This is a genomic window from Roseomonas nitratireducens (assembly GCF_017813355.1).
GTDB classification, from domain to species: Bacteria; Pseudomonadota; Alphaproteobacteria; order Acetobacterales; family Acetobacteraceae; genus Neoroseomonas; species Neoroseomonas nitratireducens.
This window is the reverse complement of the sequence record NZ_JAGIYZ010000018.1, coordinates 41908-60888: the sequence shown is the minus strand read 5'-3', so window position 1 is coordinate 60888 and position 18981 is coordinate 41908. Positions and strand designations below refer to the sequence as shown.

Below are 18981 nucleotides of genomic sequence, written 5' to 3'. Positions count from 1 at the left end.
CCGCATCCTGTTCCGGGGCCTGCCCGCCGGCAAGGGATGGTTGAGGCAATGCGCGCCGGCGGGCACAAGACAGGGATGGTGCGATTCGCCCGTGTCGCCCTTTGCTACCCCGACCCGCGTGGCCGGCCGGGGCCCGAGGTGCTGCGCGACGTCTCCTTCACGCTGGGGGAGGGCACCTTCACCTGGATCCTCGGCCCCTCGGGCGCCGGCAAGACCTCCGTGCTGCGGCTGATGCAGGCCGCGCTGCGCCCGACGGGCGGGGAGGTCGAGCTGCTCGGCGTGGCGCTGTCCCGCGCCAGGCGGGGCGATTTGCCGGCGCTGCGCCGGCGGATCGGCGTGGTGCACCAGGAATTCCGGCTGCTCTCGCACCTTTCGGCCTGGGACAACGTCGCGTTGCCGCTGCGTCTCGCGAGCGTCGCGGAATCCTCGATCAGGGCCGATGTGGCGGAACTGCTCCAATGGATCGGGCTGGATGGGAAGGAAGACCGGCGCCCGGAGGAGCTTTCGGGCGGCGAGCAGCAGCGCCTGACCATCGCGCGCGCCATCGTCGCCCGCCCGTCGCTGCTGGTGGCGGACGAGCCGACCTCCGAGCTCGATGCCCGCCAGGCGCGGCGCACCATCGCCCTGCTGGCGGAACTGAACCGCCAGGGCACGACGGTGGTGGTGGCGACGCATTCGGAGGACCTGCCCGCGCGGCATCCGGCGCGGATGCTGGTGCTCGAGGGCGGGCGGCTGGTCGGCGATGGCTGAACTGCGCCGCCGCCTCGCGCGCGATCCGCTCGGCCTGCGCCGCGCGCTGGCGGACCGGCTGCTGATCGGCCTGGTCGCGGCCATGGCGCTGCTCGCCGCGGTGGCGCTGGCCGGGCGGTCGGGCGCGGACCGGCTGGCGGAACGCTGGCGCGAAGGCGCGCAGGCCGCGGTGACGGTGCAGGTGCCGCAGCCGACGGCGGAGCGGATGGCGCGTGCGCTCGCGGTGCTGCGCCGCCAGCCGGCCGTGGCGTCGGCCGAGCCGGTGGACCCCGCGCGCATGGCGGAATTGCTGCGCCCCTGGCTCGGCACGGCGGAAGGCCTGCCGCTGCCGGGCGTGATCGAATTGCGGCTGGCGGACCTCTCGGCCGACGCGGTGCTGATCGGCGACGCGGTGGCGGCCGAGGTGCCCGGCGCGGTGACCGAGGCGCATGGCGTCTGGGTCGGCCACCTGACGGCGCTTGCCCGCGCGGTGCAGGGCGTGGCCTTCGCGGCGCTCGCGCTGGTGGCGGGCGTCGCGGCGGCGGTGGTGGGTGTTGCCGTGCGCGCGGGGCTCTCGGCGCGGCGGGATGCGGTGCTGGTGCTGCACGGGCTGGGCGCGACGGATGCCGATGTGTCGTCGCGCTTCGCGCGGCGGGCGAGTTTCCTCGCCGCGGTCGGCGCGGCCTGGGGGACGGTGCTGGCGCTGCCGGCGCTGGCGGGGCTGGCCAGCCTGGCGGGGCCCCTGGCCGGCGGGGCCGGCTGGCAGGCCGTGCCGTGGGTGGAACTCGCGCTGGTGCCGGCGGTGGCCGCGGCGGTCGCCTGGGTGGCGACGCAGGCGACGGTGCGGCTCTGGCTGCGTCGCCTGCCATGAGCGACGCCGCCGGCGCGGCCGCGCCCGCGCGTCGCCGCCCGCGGGCCGGGCGCTGGCTGGCCGGGGCGGCGATGCTCGCGCTGGCCTGGGGCTTCGCCGATTTCCTCGGCGACGCGCTGGCGCCCCCCACGCCGGCCGAGGGCGAGACGGACGGCATCGTCGTGCTGACGGGCGGGAGCGAGCGGGTCGGCACCGGCTTCCGGCTGCTCGCCGAGGGGCGGGCGCGGCGGCTGCTGATCTCCGGCGCGCATCCCGGGGCGGGGTTGGCCGAGATCGCCGCCGCGGCGGCGTTCGATGCCGCGCCGCTCGCCGGGCGGGTGGAACTGGGCCATGCGGCCGCCAGCACGAGGGGCAACGCGGTGGAGATCGCGGCCTGGGCGCGGTCGGAGGAGATGCGGTCGCTGCGCGTCGTCACCGCCGGCTACCACATGCCGCGGGCGATGCTGGAGTTGCGCCGGACGCTGCCCGCCGCGGTGCTGGTGCCGCATCCCGTGGCGTCCGCCGCGCTGCGCGCGCCCGGCGCAGTGTGGCGTCCGCGCGTATGGGCCCTTCTGGCCGGGGAGTATGCGCGCTACCTGCTGGCGCGGGCGGGCCTGTCGGGCCTGGCCTGGCCGCGGCGGGAGGCGCGGGATTGATGAACCTGATCCGTTCGGCGCTGTTCAACGTGGTCTTCATCGGCGGCACGGCGCTGACCGCGGTGATGGGCATTCCGCTGCTGCTCGCGCCGCAGCGGGTGATGATCGCCTATGTGCGCGGCTGGGCCTGGCTGATGGTCACCTCGCTGCGCGTCATCTGCGGCGTCCGGCTGGAGGTGACGGGAATGCACCACATCCCGCAGGGCGGCGCGATCATCGCCGGCAAGCACCAATCCGCCTTCGACACCTTCGTCTGGTCGATGCTGCTGCCGGCGCCGGTCTACGTGCTGAAGAAGGAATTGATGTCGATCCCGGTCTGGGGATGGCTGGCGAAGCGCTGCGGCCATGTTTCGGTGGACCGCGAGGCCGGCGCCCCCGCGCTGCGCGGCATGGTGAAGGCGACCAAGGCCGCGATCGCCGAGGGCCGGCCCGTCGTCATCTTCCCCGAAGGCACGCGCAGCGCGCCGGGGGAACGCGTGCCCTACCAGCCGGGCGTCGCGGCGCTGGCCATGGCCTCCGGCGCGGTGGTTGTGCCGGCGGCGACGGATAGCGGGCGCTTCTGGGGCCGGCGCGGCTTCCACAAGCGGCCGGGGACGCTGCACATCTCGGTGCTGCCGCCGTTGCCGTTGGGGCTGCCGCGGGCGGCCTTCATGGCGGCGCTGGAGGAGACGATCGAGACCGAGACGGCCCGTCTGATGGCGCTTCCCGGGCCTGTGGAAAACCTTGCGGAAAACCGGGCGTGATCAATTGAGCCGAGGCGTCAGTTTTGGGCGTTAATCATTTGAAATAGCACAATTCTTTGTGCCATGACCGGCGATGTGGACAAAGCCAGGGAAACCACCCCCCTAATTTGGGCCATGAGTTGATTTCCACACCCCGAAGTTCTGGCGGGACGTTCATGCCGAAGCACTATTCGCCCGGCATCAGCCCCGCGATCCGATCGAGCCCGGCATCCCGCACCCCCATCGCCCGCAGGTGACGCAGGGTGTTGAGCAGATACTCCCGGTTCGCGCCCATCTGGCCGTGCCCGGTGGCGATCGCCGCCGCGGCGCGTTCCGGCGAGAGCCGCCCGCAATAGAGGCGGCACCCGCGGTTCGCCACATAGGCGACGGCCCGCACCATCCGCCCGCCATCGAGCAGCCGGACCGGCAGCATCCGCCGGTGATAGACCTGCTCCCCCCCGTCCGGCAGCTCGCGGTCGTCGAGATAGGCGAGTACCTCGGCCGCCTCGACCCCGGCGACGCGGAAGGCAAGCCCGCGGCAGGCCCCGCCGCGGTCGAGCCCGAGCACCAGGCCCGGCCTGTCCGGCGTGCCGCGGTAGCGGTGCGACCACAGGCAGAAGCGGCGATGGAAGCCGCGCAGCAGCGCGGGATGCGCGGCGGCATGGGTGAAGCCCGGCCGCCAGATCAGCGAGCCATAGGCGAAGACGTACATGTGGCCGTCCGCGTCGAGCGCGGCGCGGGCGGCCTCGGGGTCGTGGCGCATCGCGGGCTTCCGGCCCGCCGGCGGCCAGAAGCGCGGGGAACGCTTCGCGCCGCGGCGGGCGGGGCGCTATACGCCGGGCCGAGATGACCGCCAAGACGCCGGCCCGTCCCGCCCGCGGCTACCGCCGCGCCGCCATCGGCGCGCTGCTTCTGTTCGCCGCGCTGCTGGCCGCGCATGGGCTCGCCTGGCGTTTCGTGACCGGGGCGATGGCGGTCGGCTTCTCCGACTGGGTCGCGCAGCGCCGCGCCGAGGGCTGGACGGTCGATCACGGGGTCCCGACGCGCGGCGGCTGGCCGTTCGCCGCGCGGCTCACGGTGCCGGACGTCGCCGTCGCGGGCGTGACGCCGAGCCTGCCGCAGGGCTTTGCCTGGACGGCCGGGCAACTCGCCCTGGCCATCGTGCCGCCGCGGCTCGACCGGCTCGTGGTCGTGCCGCAGGGCCCGCAAGCGCTGCGACTGGGCGCGGCCGAGATCCCTTACGCGGCCGATCGGCTGGAACTGGTCCTGCCGCTCGAGCCCGGCCCCGGGCCGCGCGCGGCCGCGCTGACGGTGGCGGGGCTGCGGGCCGCGGCGCCGGACGGCCCGCTGTCGGTGGATTCGCTGCGCGCGAGCCTTGTCCCCGCGCCGGAGGGCGATGCCGCGATCCTGGCCGCCCAGGCCGAACGCGTGGTGCTGCCCGCCTCCCCGCTCGCGGCCGCCTTCGGCCAGCGGATCGAGCATGCGGCGCTCGAGGCGCGGCTGACCGGCCCCGTCGTCGCCGCCCCCGGCCTGCCGCCGGCGCTGCGCGCCGAGGCGTGGCGGCGCGCCGGCGGGTCGCTCGACGTGACGCGCATCGCGCTGCGCTGGGGCCCGCTGCTGGGCGAAGGGGTGGGCGTGCTGCGGCTCGATCCGGCGCTCCAGCCCGAAGGCACCGGGACCCTGGCGCTGGAAGGCGCGCCGGAGGCGCTGGCGGCGCTGGCGCGGGCAGGGCTGGTCGCGCCGCGCGCGGCCCTGGCCGGGCAGGCGGCGCTGGCGCTGATGGGGCGTGCGCCGCCATCCGGCGGCCCGCCGCGCATCGACGTGCCGATTTCCCTCCAGGGGGGCGTGGTGGCGGTGGCGCGGATCCCGCTGGCGCGGATCGCGCCGGTCGCCTGGCCGGGGCCGCGATAGCGCGCGCCGAGTCCATCTTCGCCTCAGGCCGTCCCGCCTGTGTCGCTGCGCTGGATTCCGTTTCACGGGATGATAGCGCTGCGCTGCGCTTTCGTGCTCCAGCGCGAATGGGCCGTTAAAAGGCTGTCAATCAAGGCCTGGGGCCGTCATCGCCCTGTCGGCTACCGCCAGAGCAGCGTTAAAGGAGTCGGGCGCGCTTTGGTGAACGCGAAACCTGAACGCGAAAATCGCGGGGGCGGACAGGGTATCGAGAGATCGATCATGGACACGGCGATTACCGTTCCGGACGTTGACGAGGACCACACGGACAAGTGTGCACTCCTCATGATGCTGTCCTACGTGGCCGGCGAATGCCGTCGGCTTGGTGCTTCGGACGCGGCGCATCACGCGATGCTCGCCGCGAACCTCCTGGCCCCGCCTGGCCTCGCGGCCTCTCCCGACGCGCGGCTGCCGATCCCGGTCGACCCGCGCCACTGACGCGGGGCGCGCGCGTCAGGCCGCGCGGCGAAGCTGGAACAGCGCCTGTTCGCCGAACAGGTTCGCGAGCCTGACGGACCGCTTCCACGGCGCCTTCAGCCCGCGTTCGTCCACCGCGAGCCACTTCTCGACCACGTAGCCCTCGATCTCGCACAGCGCCATGAAGTCCAGGATGGTGCAGGGGTGGATGTTGGGCGTTTCGTACCAGGGGCGGTTCCAGGTCTCGGTGTCGGGCATCCGCCCGTTCACGAGCAGCCGCCAGCGCATCTGCCAATGGCCGAAATTCGGGAAGCTCACGATCGCATGCCGCCCGATGCGCAGCATCTGGCGCAGCACTTCCCGCGGCTTTTCCACCGCCTGCAGCGTGCGCGACAGCACCACGTAGTCGAAGCCGCCATCGGGATAGAAGGCGAGGTCGTTGTCGGCATCCCCGTGGATCACCGCGAGACCGGAGGAGACGGCCTTCGTCACCTCGTCCATGTCGATCTCGATCCCCCGCGCGTCGGCGTCCTTCTCGCGCGTGAGGTGTTCGATCAGCGCGCCGTCGCCGCAGCCGATGTCGAGCAGCTTCGCGCCATGGGGGATCATCTCCGCGATCAGGCGGAGGTCGAGCCGCATGTTCTTGGCGACGTAGCGGATGTCGGTCGGCGCTTCGGGCATGTGCATCCCTTCAGGGCTGCGGTGGCCTTCGCGTAGTAGCCTGCCCCGGTGATGGCAAGCGGTCAGGTGGGATGGGCGGCGGCGGCGCGGCAGGTGGCGCTGCTGGCCCTTGTGGTCGGCTCCGGCATCTACGCCTGGTACGCGCTGTTCGGCGGGCCGGTCACGGTGCTGCCCTGGGCCGATGGCCCGATCGTCAGCGCCGCGCCGATCTGGCTGCTGCCGGCCTGGTACCTGATGGCCTGGCAGGTGCTGGCCTTCGCATCCCTGCGCCGGGCGCTGATCGGTGCCGCGGTCTCGCTCGGCCTCAGCCTCCTCACCTTCGTGGCCGCCTTGCTCCTCGGGCTGGTCTCGATGGCGCTGCTCGTGCTGCCGGTCGGCCTGGCGGGCGTCGTGCTGATCGGGCGCGACCTGGCGCGGCGGGACGCTGCGGATGCGGCGCCGGGCGCGGGCGCGCCCCGCCTGGCGCATATCGCCGGGCTGGTGGTGGGCTATGCCGGGCTGCTGCCCGCGCTGCTGGCCACGAACGACCGGTACGGCATGCCCTATCCGCCGGCGGGGATCAGCGCGGCGGGCATCTTCTCCCTGCTCGCGCCGCTGCTGCTGATCTGCCTGCCGCACGCCCTGCTGACCCTGACCTGGCGCGCGCCGAACGGCCCGCCAAGGTTCATGCCGCGTCGCGCCGGCGCGCTGCTGCTTCTCATCTGGCTGCCGGGCGCGCTGGCGCTCGGGCCCTTCTGGCCGGCGCTGCTGCCGTCCCGCCACGCGGCGCTGCATGCGGAGCTGCGGCTGTTCCGGGACGCCGGCGGCTACCAGGTCGGCCGCTACGCCGGGGAGGCGATGCGCGCGACGCCCGGCCCGCGCCCGGTGGCGCTGACGGTGCCCGAGGGCTGGCTCGGCCTCGAGGACCGGAACCGCGCGCCGGCCGAGACGCCGCGGTCGATCGAGATCGTCCGCGACCCGCGCGGCCCGGCACCCGGCGCTCTGCTGCGACGCGTCCGGCTCCAGGCGCGCTGGGGGCTTCCTGCGCTGACGGTCGAGCCGGGCCGCGTGGCGCTCGGCTGCACCGAGCCCGATCCGGCGATGGGTGGCGTCTTCGCCTGCCGGCAGCTCGTCTTCGAATATGGCGAGGCGTCCAACCCGACGCTCGCCGAGCGCCTGCCCGAGGCGGCGCTCGTCCGGCGCCTGTATACGCCCTGGGCAGGCGGGGCGGATGTCTATCACCTGGTCGGTCCCGGCCTGCTCGCCCGGTGCCGCGTCGAGCAGCGCTGCACGCTCGTCTTCGCCACGCGGGAAGGTACCGAGGCGGAGGTGGAGATCCCCGAGGAGAGCGCCGCGCTCTGGCGGGAGGCGCGGGGCGAGGCGGCGCGCCTGCTGCGCGATGCGGCGGGGCTGACGCTGGAGGAGGCGGAGGAGGTGCCGGTCACGCCGGCGCGGTGACGGCGGACGCAGGGGCGCGGCGTCCGATCGGGCGTGTCCGGCTGACCGCATATTGCTGAAGGATGGCTGCGCCATGCCCGGCCGCGCGGCGGCAGGCGCGGGCCCGCCCCTTCCTGCCCGTCGTGCGAGGGCATGGCAGGGCGAAGTTGCGCCTTCGCCCCGCTCGCGCGCCCCGCGGCACGCGCCTTGCTGACCCCGGCCCGCACCGCGCCGCCACGGCGCCACGAACCGGGAGCCCGAGACCATGATCCTCCGTCGCCGCCTGTTGGGCGCCGCGCCCCTGCTGCTCGCCACGCCCGCGATCGCGCAGGGGACGCGCAGCATCCGCCTGATCGCGGGCTTCCCTGCCGGCGGGCTCGCGGATGTGGTGGCGCGGCTGGTCGCCGGGCCGCTGGGCGATGCGCTGGGTGCTTCCGTGGTGGTGGAAAACCGCACCGGCGCGTCCGGCACCATCGCGGCGGATGCGGTGGCCAAGGCGGCGCCGGACGGCACGACGCTCGCCGTCAGCCACGCGATCCCGTTCGGCTTCGCGCCGGGGGTGCTGCCCTCCCTCACCTACGATCCGGTCGCGGATTTCCTGCACCTGGGCATGCTGGCCGAGGCGCCGACGGTGATGGTGGTGACGGCGCGGTCGCCCTTCGCGACGCTGCCCGAATTGCTGGCGGCCGCGCGCACGCGGCCGGTGCGCTTCGGCTCCTCCGGCGTCGGCTCAGCCGAGCACTTCATGGGCGCGGTGATCGGCAAGGAGGCGGGGGTGGCGAACCTCGACCACGTGCCCTATCGCGGCACGCCGCCGGCGCTGCAGGACCTGCTGGCTGGGCAGGTGGAGGCGATCAACGCGCCGATCACCACGCTGGTGGCGCAGCTGCGCGACGGGTCGCTGCGCGCGCTGGCGGTTTCCACCGAACGTCGCGTGCCGGCCTTCCCGGACGTGCCGACGGTGGGCGAACTGGGCTTCGCGCGAGCGACCATGACGCAATGGATCGGGCTGAGCGCGCCGCGACGCATTCCGACGGCGGAAGCGGCGCGGATCTCGGCCGCCATCCCGGGCATCGTGGCGCGGCCGGAGATCGTGGCGCGGCTGGAGGAACTGGCATCCCCGCCGCGGACGCCGCTGCTGGTGGGCGATGCGTTCCAGGGATTCGTGGCGGCGTTCCGCGACCATTGGGTGGGGGTGGCGCGGGCAGAGGGGATCGTGGCGGGGTGAGACAGAGGAGGCTGTCGCCGAGCGCGGCCGACACGGCATCACCCGCCGGCGAGCGTCGGGCAGCAGGACGAGGCTTCAGCGGGCGCTCACGCGGCACGCGCCGCGTGATCCGGCCGCCCACGCACAGCCCGTCGCGGCTGCGCTCCCGCTCCGTCACCCCGCCGCCCCGTGGGCGAGCACGAAGTGCTCGGCAAACGGCCCGCCCGCATTGTCGACCCGGCTCCCTGCCCCGTCGCGCAGCCGCAGGCCGGGCAGCAGCAGGACCTGGCGGATCGTCTCCGGGATGATGGCATAGGCCACGAACTGGCCGAGGCACTCGTGCGGGCCGAAGCCGGTATGCAGGTAGGCGGTCCGCCGCCTTTCGCGGAACGCGTCCGGATCGGGGAAGACGCCCGGGTCGAACATCGCCGAACCGATGCCGGCCGCGATCCTGGTGCCGGCCGGGACCGCGGTCTCGTAGGGCGTGCCCGGGCCGAGGACGGCATCGGTGGCCGCCGTGCGGATCACGAATGTCGTCATCGGGTTGAAGCGCAGCGCTTCCCACACGATCGCGTCAAAGGCCGCTTCCTCGTTGCTCCGCGCGGCGCGCAGCGCGCGCGCGGCCACCTCCGGGCGCAGCAGGATCTGCTCGGTCGCGTTGACGATCGCCTGCGACGACGTCTCGATCGCGCCGACCAGCAGGCCGCAGACGTTGCTCACCACCTGCTCGGGGTCGAGCCCCGACAGACCACTGGCGGTCAGCCGCAGCAGCCGCGACACCGTGTCCTCGCCCGCCGCCTGGTCCCAGGGGCGGCGCGTCGCGAGGAATCCACGCACCCATTCGCGCATCTCGTTGCCGGCCTGCACGCAGGCATCGTGCCGGGCCTTCACGTTCGCGATATTGTGGAACATGTCCGCCTGCGTGGCCCAGGACCAGCGCAGCATGGCGTCGTCGGGGCCGGGGAAGCCGAAGCAGCGCTGCACGACGCGCAGCGGCACCAGGCGCGAGACCGTCTGCACGACGTCGACGAGAGGCGGGGCGGTGGCGGCGAGCGCCTCGGCGGCCGTCGCGGCGGCCAGCGCGCGGATGCCCGGCACGTCGTCCCAGCGCATCAGCGCGCGCATGACCGACTTGTCGCGCCAGTTCTCCTCCGCCCCGTCGCGGCCGAGCATGTAGGGCCCGACCGAGGGGTCCATCATCGGCGCATAGGTGACGCGGAAGGTCTCGTTGCGCGACAGCACGTCCACCACATCGGTCCAGCGGCTGACCATGGTGAAGATCGGCAATTGCAACACGGGCCGGTCGGCGCGGAGTTCCGCGAACAGCGCGCGCCAATCGGCCCGCAGCCGCTGCATGAACAGGCCGGCCCGCGCCGGGTCGCCCGGCGGGAGCGCGTCTAGGGCAGCGAGGAAGCTCATGCGGTCTCCGATCCTGTCAGGGCGGGGACGGGACGGTTCAGAACACCGGGGCGGAAGGCGGGCTGCGCGGGTCCTGCGGCGCCATGTTCAGCTCGTAGCTGAGCGGGCGGGTGGTGATGAGCCGGAACCGGTCCCCGACGATCTGCAGGGAGAACAGGCCGGCGCCCACGCCGCGCGGCGGCACGCATTCGGCGGTCTCCCCCACCACGCGGGTCCGCGTGTCGATCGTGCGGAAGCGGCCGTTCTGCCAGTCGAGGTTGTCCTTGCTGATGCGCCGTGTGCTGGGCGCGCGGCCGGGACCGGCAGCGTCGCTGTCCCGGACACACAGGCCGCGATTGCCGACCGGGTGGCTGGTCTGGTCGTCGTAGCGGCAGGAGCCGTCCGGCGATCGCGCCCACATCTTGTGGTAGTAGTGGAAGACGCCGGCCTCGTAGCGAATGAAGGCGATGGCCAGGCACTGGTAGTGGCCGAGGACGCGGCGGCTGCGCGCATCCACGTTCCTGACCTCCCCGTAGTAGACGGGGGCGCCGCTGTCGGTCGCCCAGAAGCGCAGCCGCGCGGCGATCGCGTCGGGGTCCGTGATGGTCTCCACCTGCGGCTGCGGCGCGGCCGTGGGGCTGCGCTCGACCTGCGCATTGGCCGCGAGCGCGAAGCCAAGCGCCGTGACCGTGACGATCGTTGCCCTCAGCATGTGCTTGCTCCTGCTGTGAAGCTGCGTGCGTGGCATGCGCATCGAGGGCTGGAACGTGGCAGCGAAATCGCGCGTCTGATGCGACGCGGATCACAGGGACAACCGCCCGGGACAGGCGGATTCATGAGTCTGGTGGTGCGCGTGGGGCCTGTCGGTCAGGAACGCGTGGTGAAGGACGCGACTAGACGCCCGCCTTCTCGGCGGCGCCGCGCAGAAAGCCGCCCAGCGCCGCGTGGAACTCCGGCTCCTCCAACAGGAAGGCGTCGTGGCCCTTGTCGCTGTCGATCTCGACGAAGGACACGCGCGCGCCGGCGGCGTTCAGCGCGCGCACCACCGCGCGGCTTTCCTCGGTCGGGAACAGCCAGTCGCTGCTGAAGGATGCGAGGAAGAAGCGCGTCGACGTGCCGGCGAAGGCGCGGGCGAGATTGCCCTCGTGCTCGGCGGCGAGGTCGAAGAAATCCATCGCGCGGGTGATCGTCAGGTAGGAATTCGCGTCGAAGCGGCGCACGAAGGTGCTGCCCTGGTGGCGCAGGTAGGACTCCACCTCGAACACGTCCTCGAGGAAGGTCAGCGCGCTCGCCCCGCGCAGCCGCCGGCCGAACTTCCGCGTCAGCGCCTGTTCCGAAAGATAGGTGATGTGCGCGACCATGCGCGCGACGGCGAGGCCACGCGCGGGGATGCGCCCATCCTCCCAGTACCGCCCGCCCATCCAGTCCGGGTCGCCATGGATCGCCTGGCGGCCGACCTCGTGGAAGGCGATGTTCTGCGCGCTGTGATGCGCGGCGCATGCGATCGGCGCCGCGGCGAGCACGGCGTCCGGATAGGTCGCCGCCCATTCCAGCACCTGCATCCCGCCCATCGAACCGCCGATCACGGCCAGCCAGCGCGGGATGCTGAGATGGTCCATCAGCCGCTTCTGCGCGCGGACCATGTCGCGGATCGTCACCTGCGGGAAATCGGTGCCCCAGGGCCGGCCTAAGCCCCGCCCCTCGGCATCCGTCATCTCGGACCTGGGGCCGGTCGAGCCCATGCAGCCGCCCAGCACGTTGGCGCAGACCAGGAAGTAGCGGTCGGTATCGAGCGGCTTGCCGGGCCCGACGATGCTTTCCCACCAGCCGGGCTTGCCGGTCACCGGGTGGGGCTCGGCCAGATACTGGTCCCCGGTCAGGGCGTGGCAGACGAGCACCGCGTTGGATCGTTCCGCGTTCAGCGTGCCGTAGGTGCGGAAGGCGACGGTCAGCGGCACGACCACGGCGCCGCAATCCAGCGGCAGGCCGTCGGCGAAGACGGCGTGCTGGTGCGCGACCTCCGGCAAGGGGGCGACCACCTGGGACATGGGCGGGGATGCATAGGGCGCGCGCGCGGCCGCCGCAACGCCCCTGCGCCCTTGGCGCGCCGGGCCGCCCCGTCTATTGGGGGCTTCCCCATGCCAGACAGCCCCACGCCAGCCCCCGCCGAGGCCGAGATCGCCGCTCTGCGCGCCGAGATCGACCGCCTGGACGATGCCATGCACGACCTGTTGATGCGCCGGTCGGAGGTCGTGGGGCGCCTTGCCGGCAGCCGTGCCAAGGGCAGCGGCCCGCCGCTGCGCCCGGGCCGCGAAGCCGCCGTGCTGCGCCGGCTGCTTGCCCGCCATGCCGGGCCCCTGCCGCGCGATCGGCTGGTCCGCATCTGGCGGGAGATCTTCCAGGCGAGCACGGCGATCCAGGGCGCCTTTTCGGCCGCCGTCTATTCGCCCGACGCGGCCTCCGCCCACGCGGCACTGGCGCGGGAGCATTTCGGCCCGGCGACGCCGATGCGCGTCCACCCCACCCCGGCGCGCGCGCTGGCGGCGGTGAGCGCGGGGGAAGCCTCCGCCGCCGTGCTGCCCGTGCCGTCCGAGGATGGCGACGGCGTGGAAGGTGCCTGGTGGGCGCGGCTGGACGTGCCGCGGCTGCAGGTCGTCGCGCGCCTGCCCTTCGTCGCCCGGCCCGGGGAGGCCGAGGCCCTGGTCGTGGCCCCCGTCGCCCCCGACCCGTCCGGCCAGGACCGTTCCCTGCTGCTGATCGAGACCGAGCCCGGCGCGGCGCGCGGGCGCATCTCCCAGGCGCTGGCCGATGCGGGGCTCGCGGTCGCGGGCCTTCTCGTGACGCGTGCCGAGGCGACGACGCGCGTGATCGCCGAGATCGACGGCTTCCTCAAGCCCGGGGATTCGCGCATCGCCGCGCTGCCCTGGTCGCGCTGCACCATCCTTGGCGCCTATGCGGTGCCGGTCGCCGGAGACGCGCCATGACGCTGATGCCCCGCCCCTCGATCCTGGCCGTCGAGCCCTATGTCGGCGGGGAATCGAAGATCCCGGGCGTGAACCGGATCGTGAAGCTGAGCTCCAACGAGGGCGCCTTCGGCCCGCCGCCGGCCGCGGTCGAGGCGATCCGCGCCATGGCGGCGGAGGCGCATCGCTACCCCGATGGTGGTGCGACCGCGCTGCGGGAGGCGATCGGCGCGCGCTTCGGCCTCGACCCCGCGCGGATCGTCGTCGGCAACGGGTCGGACGAGCTGCTGGCGCTGCTCATCCTCGCCTATGGCGGCGAGGGCACCGAGCTGGTGATGAGCGCGCATGGCTTCATGATGTACGACATCACCGGCCGCTGGGCCGGCTGCCGCATCATCAAGGTGCCGGAGAAGAACCTGACGACCGACGTGGACGGCATGCTGGCCGCCGTCGGTCCGCGCACGCGGCTGGTGTTCCTGGCGAACCCGAACAACCCGACCGGGTCGATCCTGCCGCAGGCCGAGGTCGAGCGGCTGCGCGCGGGGCTGCGGGACGACATCCTGCTCGTGCTCGATTCCGCCTATGCCGAGTATGTGACGCGGCCCGACTACGACGCAGGGGCGAAGCTGGTGGATGCGTCCGGCACCACCGTGATGACGCGGACGTTCTCGAAGATCTTCGGCATGGGCGGGATGCGGCTGGGCTGGTGCTACGCGCCGCGGGCGGTCATCGACGTGCTCGGCCGGGTGCGCGGGCCGTTCAACGTGAACGCGGCCGCGATGGCGGCCGGCATCGCGGCGGTCGCCGAGAAGGGCTGGGTGGAATGCTCGGTCGAGCACAACACGCTCTGGCGCGCGAAGGTGAGCGATGCGCTGACCGCCCTCGGCATCCGCGTCTGGCCGAGCGAGGGCAATTTCGTGCTGGTCGACTTCGGCACGGCCGCGAAGGCCAAGGCTGCCGACGACGCGCTGAAGGCGCGCGGCCTGATCGTGCGCGCCATGGGCGGCTACGGCCTGCCGCAATGCCTGCGCATCACCATAGGCACCGCCGAGGAATGCGGCATGGTGGTCGACGCGCTGACGGGCTTCATGCGTGGCTGAGCCGGTCTTCGAGCGGCTCTGCCTGGTCGGCATCGGGCTGATCGGGTCGTCCATCGCGCGGGTGGCGAAGAAGCGCGGCGACATCGCGCGCACTATCGTCGCCACGACCCGCCGGCGGGAGACGCTGGCCCGCGTGCGCGAGCTCGGCATCGTCGACGTGGTCGAGGACGATATCGGCCGCGCCGTCGAAGGCTGCGACGGCGTCATCCTATGCGTGCCGGTCGGCGCCTATGCCGCCGTGATGGCGGAGATCGCGCCGCATCTCGCGCCGGGCTGCGTGCTGTCCGATGTGGGGTCCACCAAGGGCAGCGTGGTGCGCGACCTTTCGCCGCTGGTCCCGCCCGGCGTGCACCTTGTCCCCGCGCACCCTATGGCGGGCACCGAGCATTCCGGCCCGGATGCCGGCTTCGCGGAACTGTTCGACGGGCGCTACTGCATCGTGACCCCGCTGCCCGGCAGCGACCCCGCGGCGGTCGAGAAGGTGCGCGAGATGTGGCGCCGCTGCGGGTCGATGATCGAGACGCTCGACCCCGCGACGCATGACCGGGTCGTGGCCATCGTCTCCCACCTGCCGCACCTGATCGCCTTCACCATCTGCGGTACGGCCGACGACCTGGCGGAGGAGACGAAGGAGGCGGTGCTGAAATTCGCCGCCTCCGGCTTCCGGGACTTCACGCGCATCGCGGCGAGCGACGTCGACATGTGGCGCGACGTGTTCCTGAACAACCGCGAGGCGCTGCTGGAAATGCTGGCGCGCTTTTCCGAGGACGCGCACGCGCTGGGCCGCGCGGTGCGCTACGGCCAGGCGGAATTCATCGAGGACCGCATCCGGCGCGGGCGGAAGATCCGCAGGGAGCTGATCGAGCGGAAGCAGGCGTGAGCCCGGCTTCGCAGACGCGCGAGGCCGGCTAGACTGCCGCATCCCGCCACGACGGAAGGACGCCATGCCGCCCACGCCCCCCCGGCACCCCGCATGCGCCGCCTGATCGGCCGCCTTCTCCTGGCCATCCTGCCGTTCGCCGCCGCGCCGGCCGGGGCGCAGACCGGCGACACGCTGCAGAACGCGCTCGACCGGCTCGACGCCGTGCAGGCGAGCCTCGCCCGCCGCGGGCCCGGCGTGCTCGGCATCATGGGCTACAACATGGTGCCGGACGGGTCCGCCAACGCGATCCAGGTGAACCGCACCACGGCGTCCAACGAGGCGGGCTCCTCCGTCTTCACCCTGAGCCAGTTCGGCTTCGGCTTCACCTGGAGCGAGAGCTTTCCGCTCTTTACCGAGATCTACGCCGGCTACGCGCGCTACGACCCGCGTGCGGTCTTCACCGGCGCGACCGCCCGGCGCACGCCGCTGCGCTGGAACAACTTCACCACCACGATCGGCGTGGGCTACGACATCCGCCTTGCCGAATACCTTTGGCTGCGGCCGATCCTGAACGCCTCGCTCGGCGTCGCGGCGGGCGACGCGACGCTGTTCGGCGCCTTCCTCAGCTACCGCACCGGGCGCGACATCCCGGCGCTGACGGACCGGCACGTGAATGTCTACGGGCTCGGCGGGTCGCTCATGCTCGCCTACTACGACTACCGGCCGGAGCGGGACATCGATGTCGAGCTCCGCTACACGCAGCTGCACCTACAGACCTTCGGCGACACGATGCGGCCCGCCCGCGGCAGCTCGGTCGCGCAGACCATGGGGCTGTGGGCGCGCTATCGCTGGCCGACCGGCTGGGAAGCCTTCGGCCGCCCGGTGCGCTGGGTGATCGACGGATCCTTCACCAGCTATTTCGGCGACCAGGAACAGGTGCTCGGCTTTTCCTGGGCGGCCAAGGTCGGTGGGGGGCTCGAGGTCGATCTCGGGCGCTACGAGATCGGCGCCATGGGCATCAACGTGTCGCGCGTCCGCCTGATCGGCCGCTACTTCTACGGCGATGGCGGCGTGACCGGGACCTCGGTGGGCCTCGGCATCAGCTTCTGACGCCGCGCGCGACGAAGGGCGCGTCCCGCGTCGCCGCCAGCCCGTCCCAGGCGGCGCGCACGGCGGCCGCGCCATGCGCGCGTTCCAGCCGCCGCAGCGTGAAATGCCCGCGGGCGACGCTGCGGAAATGCTCGAGGAAGGCGATGTTGACCGCCGCCCCCGCCGCCGCGCCGATCACCGGCGCGGCCTGGGCGGACAGCTTCAGCCCGACCGGCCCGACGAAGCGCGCGGCCACCGCGGCGACGAAGCCCGGCACCAGCGTGCGCCCGACCGCGCCCTTCAGCGCTTCCGCCAGCGCCAGGCGCACGGCGAAATAGCCGCTTTCCGCCGCGTCGTCCGACGCGCTGGTGCCGCCGAGCGCGAAGACCTTCAGGCATTCCGCGGCCGCGCCGGGCGCGGAGAGGTCCTCCCCCGCCTCCGCCGCCACGGCGGCGACCTGGCGGAGCAGGATGGTGGTGGAGACCGGCAGTTCCGCCAGCGTGCCCGGCAGCCCGAAGGCGCCGCCCAGCGCGCCCGAGGCGGCGGCGAGGCCGCGATGGAACCAGGCGGAGGAGACGGGCAGCGGCGTCGCCGCGGGGCCCGAGGCCAGCGCCGCCTTCATGGCGGCGGAAAGCGCGCCGCGCACCGCGCCGTCGAGCCCGCCCTGGATCGCGGCGGGCAGGCGCGCGCGCAGCGCCTCGACCGGCATCCCCGCCATGCCGGCCAGTCGCGCGGCCAGCGACGGGTTCTCCAGCGCCTCGAAGGCGGCGCGGAGGTCCGACACCGCCTCGGGCGGCAGGCCGGGCGGGGGGATGGTGAGGCTCATGAGCGCCGCGAGGCCAGCTACAGGATGAACCGCGACAGATCCGCGCTGCCGGCCAGCGGCGCGACGCGGTCCTTCACCAGCGCGCCGTCCACCCGCACCGTCTCCCCCCCGCGGTCGGAGGCGGTGAAGGAGACCTCCTCCAGCAGCCGCTCCAGCACCGTCGCCAGCCGCCGCGCGCCGATGTTCTCGACGCTGGCGTTGATCTCGGCGGCGAGGTCGGCCACCGCATCGACCGCGTCCGGCGCGAAGTCGAGCGTCACGCCCTCCGTCCCCAGCAGCGCGACATACTGCTTCAGCAGGGAATGCTCGGGCTCGGTCAGGATGCGGCGGAAATCGTCGCGCCCCAGCGCCTTCAGCTCGACGCGGATCGGCAGGCGGCCCTGCAGTTCCGGCAGCAGGTCCGAAGGCTTCGCCAGGTGGAAGGCGCCCGAGGCGATGAACAGGATATGGTCGGTCTTCACCGGCCCATGCTTGGTCGAGACTGTGGTCCCCTCGATCAGCGGCAGCAGGTCGCGCTGCACGCCTTCGCGGCTCACGTCGCCGCCGCGGAAGCCGCCTTCCGACGTGCGCGCGCAGACCTTGTCGATCTCGTCGATGAAGACGATGCCATTGGCCTCGGCATTCGCGACGGCGTCGCGCACCAGCGCATCCTGGTCGAGCAGCTTGTCCGCTTCCTCCCGCGTCAGCACGATCCGCGCCTCGGCGACGTTCATCTTCCGCGAGCGCGCGCGGCCGCCGAACATGCGGCCGAGCATCTCCTGCATGTTCTGCATCTGCGCGCCCTGCGCGCCGGGCAGGTCGATCATGCCGATCGGCAGGCCGCCGGCGGCCTCGGCCACCTGCACCTCGACCTCCCGCGTCTCGAGCGCGCCGTCGCGCAGCATGCGGCGGAACTTCATGCGCGTCTCGCCCGAGGCGCCGTCGCCCACCAGCGCGGTCAGCAGCCTTTCCTCGGCGGCGAGTTCGGCCTTGGCCTGCACGCCGCGGCGTGCCTGCTCGCGGGCCATGGTGATCGCGGCCTCGACCAGGTCGCGCACGATGGAATCCACGTCGCGGCCGACATAGCCGACCTCGGTGAACTTGGTCGCTTCCACCTTCAGGAAGGGCGCATTGGCGAGCTTCGCCAGCCGGCGCGCGATCTCGGTCTTGCCGCAGCCGGTCGGGCCGATCATCAGGATGTTCTTGGGCACCACCTCCTCGCGCAGCCCTTCGGGCAATTGCTGGCGGCGCCAGCGGTTGCGCAGCGCGATGGCGACGGCGCGCTTGGCGTCCTGCTGGCCGACGATGTGGCGGTCGAGCTCGCTGACGATCTCGCGCGGGCTCAGGTTGATCGACTCGGACATTTATCTGGCCCTCAGACGGCGGGCGGCCGGCATCCGCCGGCCTTGCCTTCGCGCCATGCACTGGCGTGCCGGCGGTGGTGGTTGGGTTGGGCGCGGTCGCGCGTTGCGCTCCCGGATCGCGGCGTGCCGCGATCCGCGGCGGAGTATTGTCGTGCGCGAAGCGTCACGCCTGCGACTCCAGGCTTTCCAGCACGAAGTTGCCGTTGGTGTAGACGCAGATGTCGGCGGCGATCTTCATCGACCGGCGGCAGATCTCCTCGGCGTCGAGCGCATCGACCGGCAGCAGCGCGCGCGCCGCGGCCAGCGCGTAGTTGCCGCCCGACCCGATGCCGATGACGCCGTCCTCCGGGTCCAGCACGTCGCCCTGGCCGGTCACCAGCAGGGACCGCTTAGTGTCCGCCACCGCGAGCAGCGCTTCCAGCCGCCGCAGGTAGCGGTCCGTCCGCCAGTCCTTCGCAAGGTCGACACAGGCGCGCTCCAGCTGGTCGGGGAAGCGTTCCAGCTTCGCCTCCAGGCGTTCCAGAAGCGTGAAGGCGTCGGCGGTGGCGCCGGCGAAGCCGGCAAGCACTTTGCCGCCGGCGATGCGGCGCACCTTGCGCGCATTGCCCTTCACCACCGTCTGGCCAAGCGAAACCTGCCCGTCGCCGGCCATGGCCACGCGGCCCGCCTTGCGCACGCAGAGAATGGTGGTGCCGTGCCACCCGAGGGGATCGTGCTGTGGGGATTCCATGATGGCGCGAATGTGGGCCGTCCCCGCGAACAACTCAACTCG

General features: G+C 73.1%; 20 protein-coding genes. 12 read left to right on the top strand and 8 right to left on the bottom strand.

Translation table 11 applies throughout. From position 1 onward, the window contains the following. The first annotated feature begins 75 nt into the window (after positions 1 to 75). Genes J5Y09_RS17550 through J5Y09_RS17535 form a run of 4 tightly spaced genes read left to right on the top strand, consistent with a single transcriptional unit; the run spans position 76 to position 2978 of the window. The gene (locus J5Y09_RS17550; protein WP_209353122.1) at positions 76 to 750 is read left to right on the top strand and encodes a cell division ATP-binding protein FtsE; all 675 of its coding nucleotides are present in this window, start codon (positions 76 to 78) and stop codon (positions 748 to 750) included. Further along, a complete protein-coding gene (locus tag J5Y09_RS17545) occupies positions 743 to 1600 on the top strand; it encodes a cell division FtsX domain-containing protein (RefSeq protein WP_209353121.1) in 858 nt (285 codons plus the stop codon). Before J5Y09_RS17550 ends, J5Y09_RS17545 begins: the two co-directional genes overlap by 8 nt. Continuing rightward, a complete protein-coding gene (locus J5Y09_RS17540; protein ID WP_245217206.1) occupies positions 1597 to 2235 on the top strand; it encodes a YdcF family protein in 639 nt (212 codons plus the stop codon). Before J5Y09_RS17545 ends, J5Y09_RS17540 begins: the two co-directional genes overlap by 4 nt. Next, complete coding sequence (locus J5Y09_RS17535) at positions 2235 to 2978, top strand: lysophospholipid acyltransferase family protein (protein ID WP_209353120.1); 744 nt, start codon at positions 2235 to 2237, stop codon at positions 2976 to 2978. The genes J5Y09_RS17540 and J5Y09_RS17535 overlap by 1 nt, the downstream gene beginning before the upstream one ends. A gap of 166 nt (positions 2979 to 3144) precedes the next feature. Here the strand turns inward: J5Y09_RS17535 and J5Y09_RS17530 are convergent, their stop codons facing one another. Beyond that, complete coding sequence (locus tag J5Y09_RS17530) at positions 3145 to 3720, bottom strand: gamma-glutamylcyclotransferase (protein ID WP_209353119.1); 576 nt, start codon at positions 3718 to 3720, stop codon at positions 3145 to 3147. Positions 3721 to 3803: 83 nt separating this feature from the next. On the opposite strand from J5Y09_RS17530, the gene J5Y09_RS17525 reads away from it, so the two are divergent. Together J5Y09_RS17525 and J5Y09_RS17520 are read left to right on the top strand one after the other, a co-directional pair. Then, positions 3804 to 4868 (top strand): DUF2125 domain-containing protein, encoded by a 1065-nt coding sequence (locus J5Y09_RS17525; RefSeq protein ID WP_209353118.1) that lies wholly within the window; start codon positions 3804 to 3806, stop codon positions 4866 to 4868. 39 nt (positions 4869 to 4907) lie between these two features. Further along, a complete protein-coding gene (locus J5Y09_RS17520; protein WP_209353117.1) occupies positions 4908 to 5345 on the top strand; it encodes a hypothetical protein in 438 nt (145 codons plus the stop codon). Positions 5346 to 5360: 15 nt separating this feature from the next. On the opposite strand, the gene metW is transcribed toward J5Y09_RS17520, so the two are convergent. After that, positions 5361 to 5963 carry a methionine biosynthesis protein MetW gene (gene metW / locus J5Y09_RS17515; RefSeq protein WP_209353167.1) on the bottom strand — a complete coding sequence of 201 codons (603 nt, stop codon included), beginning with the start codon at positions 5961 to 5963 and terminating at the stop codon, positions 5361 to 5363. 93 nt (positions 5964 to 6056) lie between these two features. Between metW and J5Y09_RS17510 the strand changes: the two genes are divergently transcribed. Continuing rightward, positions 6057 to 7442: a hypothetical protein gene (locus tag J5Y09_RS17510; RefSeq protein ID WP_209353116.1), complete on the top strand. Its 1386-nt coding sequence runs from the start codon at positions 6057 to 6059 to the stop codon at positions 7440 to 7442. A gap of 244 nt (positions 7443 to 7686) precedes the next feature. Further along, complete coding sequence (locus J5Y09_RS17505; RefSeq protein ID WP_209353115.1) at positions 7687 to 8649, top strand: Bug family tripartite tricarboxylate transporter substrate binding protein; 963 nt, start codon at positions 7687 to 7689, stop codon at positions 8647 to 8649. Positions 8650 to 8802: 153 nt separating this feature from the next. Here J5Y09_RS17505 and J5Y09_RS17500 read toward each other — a convergent pair whose 3' ends face one another. The 3 genes from J5Y09_RS17500 to metX all read right to left on the bottom strand — a co-directional run bounded on the left by J5Y09_RS17500 (position 8803) and on the right by metX (position 12074). Then, positions 8803 to 10047, bottom strand: coding sequence for a cytochrome P450 (locus J5Y09_RS17500; RefSeq protein ID WP_209353114.1), 1245 nt, complete (start codon positions 10045 to 10047; stop codon positions 8803 to 8805). A gap of 37 nt (positions 10048 to 10084) precedes the next feature. Next, positions 10085 to 10738, bottom strand: a complete 654-nt coding sequence (locus tag J5Y09_RS17495) for a hypothetical protein (protein ID WP_209353113.1) — start codon at positions 10736 to 10738, stop codon at positions 10085 to 10087. A 181-nt stretch (positions 10739 to 10919) separates the two neighbouring features. Then, the gene (gene metX / locus J5Y09_RS17490) at positions 10920 to 12074 is read right to left on the bottom strand and encodes a homoserine O-acetyltransferase MetX (RefSeq protein ID WP_209353112.1); all 1155 of its coding nucleotides are present in this window, start codon (positions 12072 to 12074) and stop codon (positions 10920 to 10922) included. 90 nt (positions 12075 to 12164) lie between these two features. On the opposite strand from metX, the gene J5Y09_RS17485 reads away from it, so the two are divergent. The 4 genes from J5Y09_RS17485 to J5Y09_RS17470 all read left to right on the top strand — a co-directional run bounded on the left by J5Y09_RS17485 (position 12165) and on the right by J5Y09_RS17470 (position 16061). Further along, on the top strand, positions 12165 to 13010 hold the full coding sequence (locus J5Y09_RS17485) for a chorismate mutase (protein ID WP_209353111.1): 846 nt from the start codon (positions 12165 to 12167) through the stop codon (positions 13008 to 13010). Next, positions 13007 to 14089, top strand: a complete 1083-nt coding sequence (hisC, locus tag J5Y09_RS17480; protein WP_209353110.1) for a histidinol-phosphate transaminase — start codon at positions 13007 to 13009, stop codon at positions 14087 to 14089. Before J5Y09_RS17485 ends, hisC begins: the two co-directional genes overlap by 4 nt. After that, the gene (locus J5Y09_RS17475; RefSeq protein WP_209353109.1) at positions 14082 to 14969 is read left to right on the top strand and encodes a prephenate/arogenate dehydrogenase family protein; all 888 of its coding nucleotides are present in this window, start codon (positions 14082 to 14084) and stop codon (positions 14967 to 14969) included. Before hisC ends, J5Y09_RS17475 begins: the two co-directional genes overlap by 8 nt. 93 nt (positions 14970 to 15062) lie before the next feature. Continuing rightward, positions 15063 to 16061, top strand: a complete 999-nt coding sequence (locus tag J5Y09_RS17470; protein WP_209353108.1) for a hypothetical protein — start codon at positions 15063 to 15065, stop codon at positions 16059 to 16061. Here the strand turns inward: J5Y09_RS17470 and J5Y09_RS17465 are convergent. The 3 genes from J5Y09_RS17465 to hslV form a co-directional block, all read right to left on the bottom strand. Further along, positions 16051 to 16866 carry an EcsC family protein gene (locus J5Y09_RS17465; RefSeq protein WP_209353107.1) on the bottom strand — a complete coding sequence of 272 codons (816 nt, stop codon included), beginning with the start codon at positions 16864 to 16866 and terminating at the stop codon, positions 16051 to 16053. The genes J5Y09_RS17470 and J5Y09_RS17465 overlap by 11 nt on opposite strands. A gap of 17 nt (positions 16867 to 16883) precedes the next feature. Beyond that, entirely contained in the window at positions 16884 to 18209 is a 1326-nt protein-coding gene (gene hslU / locus J5Y09_RS17460; RefSeq protein WP_209353106.1) for an ATP-dependent protease ATPase subunit HslU, read from the bottom strand. Positions 18210 to 18372: 163 nt separating this feature from the next. Beyond that, positions 18373 to 18939 (bottom strand): ATP-dependent protease subunit HslV, encoded by a 567-nt coding sequence (gene hslV, locus J5Y09_RS17455; RefSeq protein WP_209353105.1) that lies wholly within the window; start codon positions 18937 to 18939, stop codon positions 18373 to 18375. Positions 18940 to 18981 lie beyond the last annotated feature (42 nt).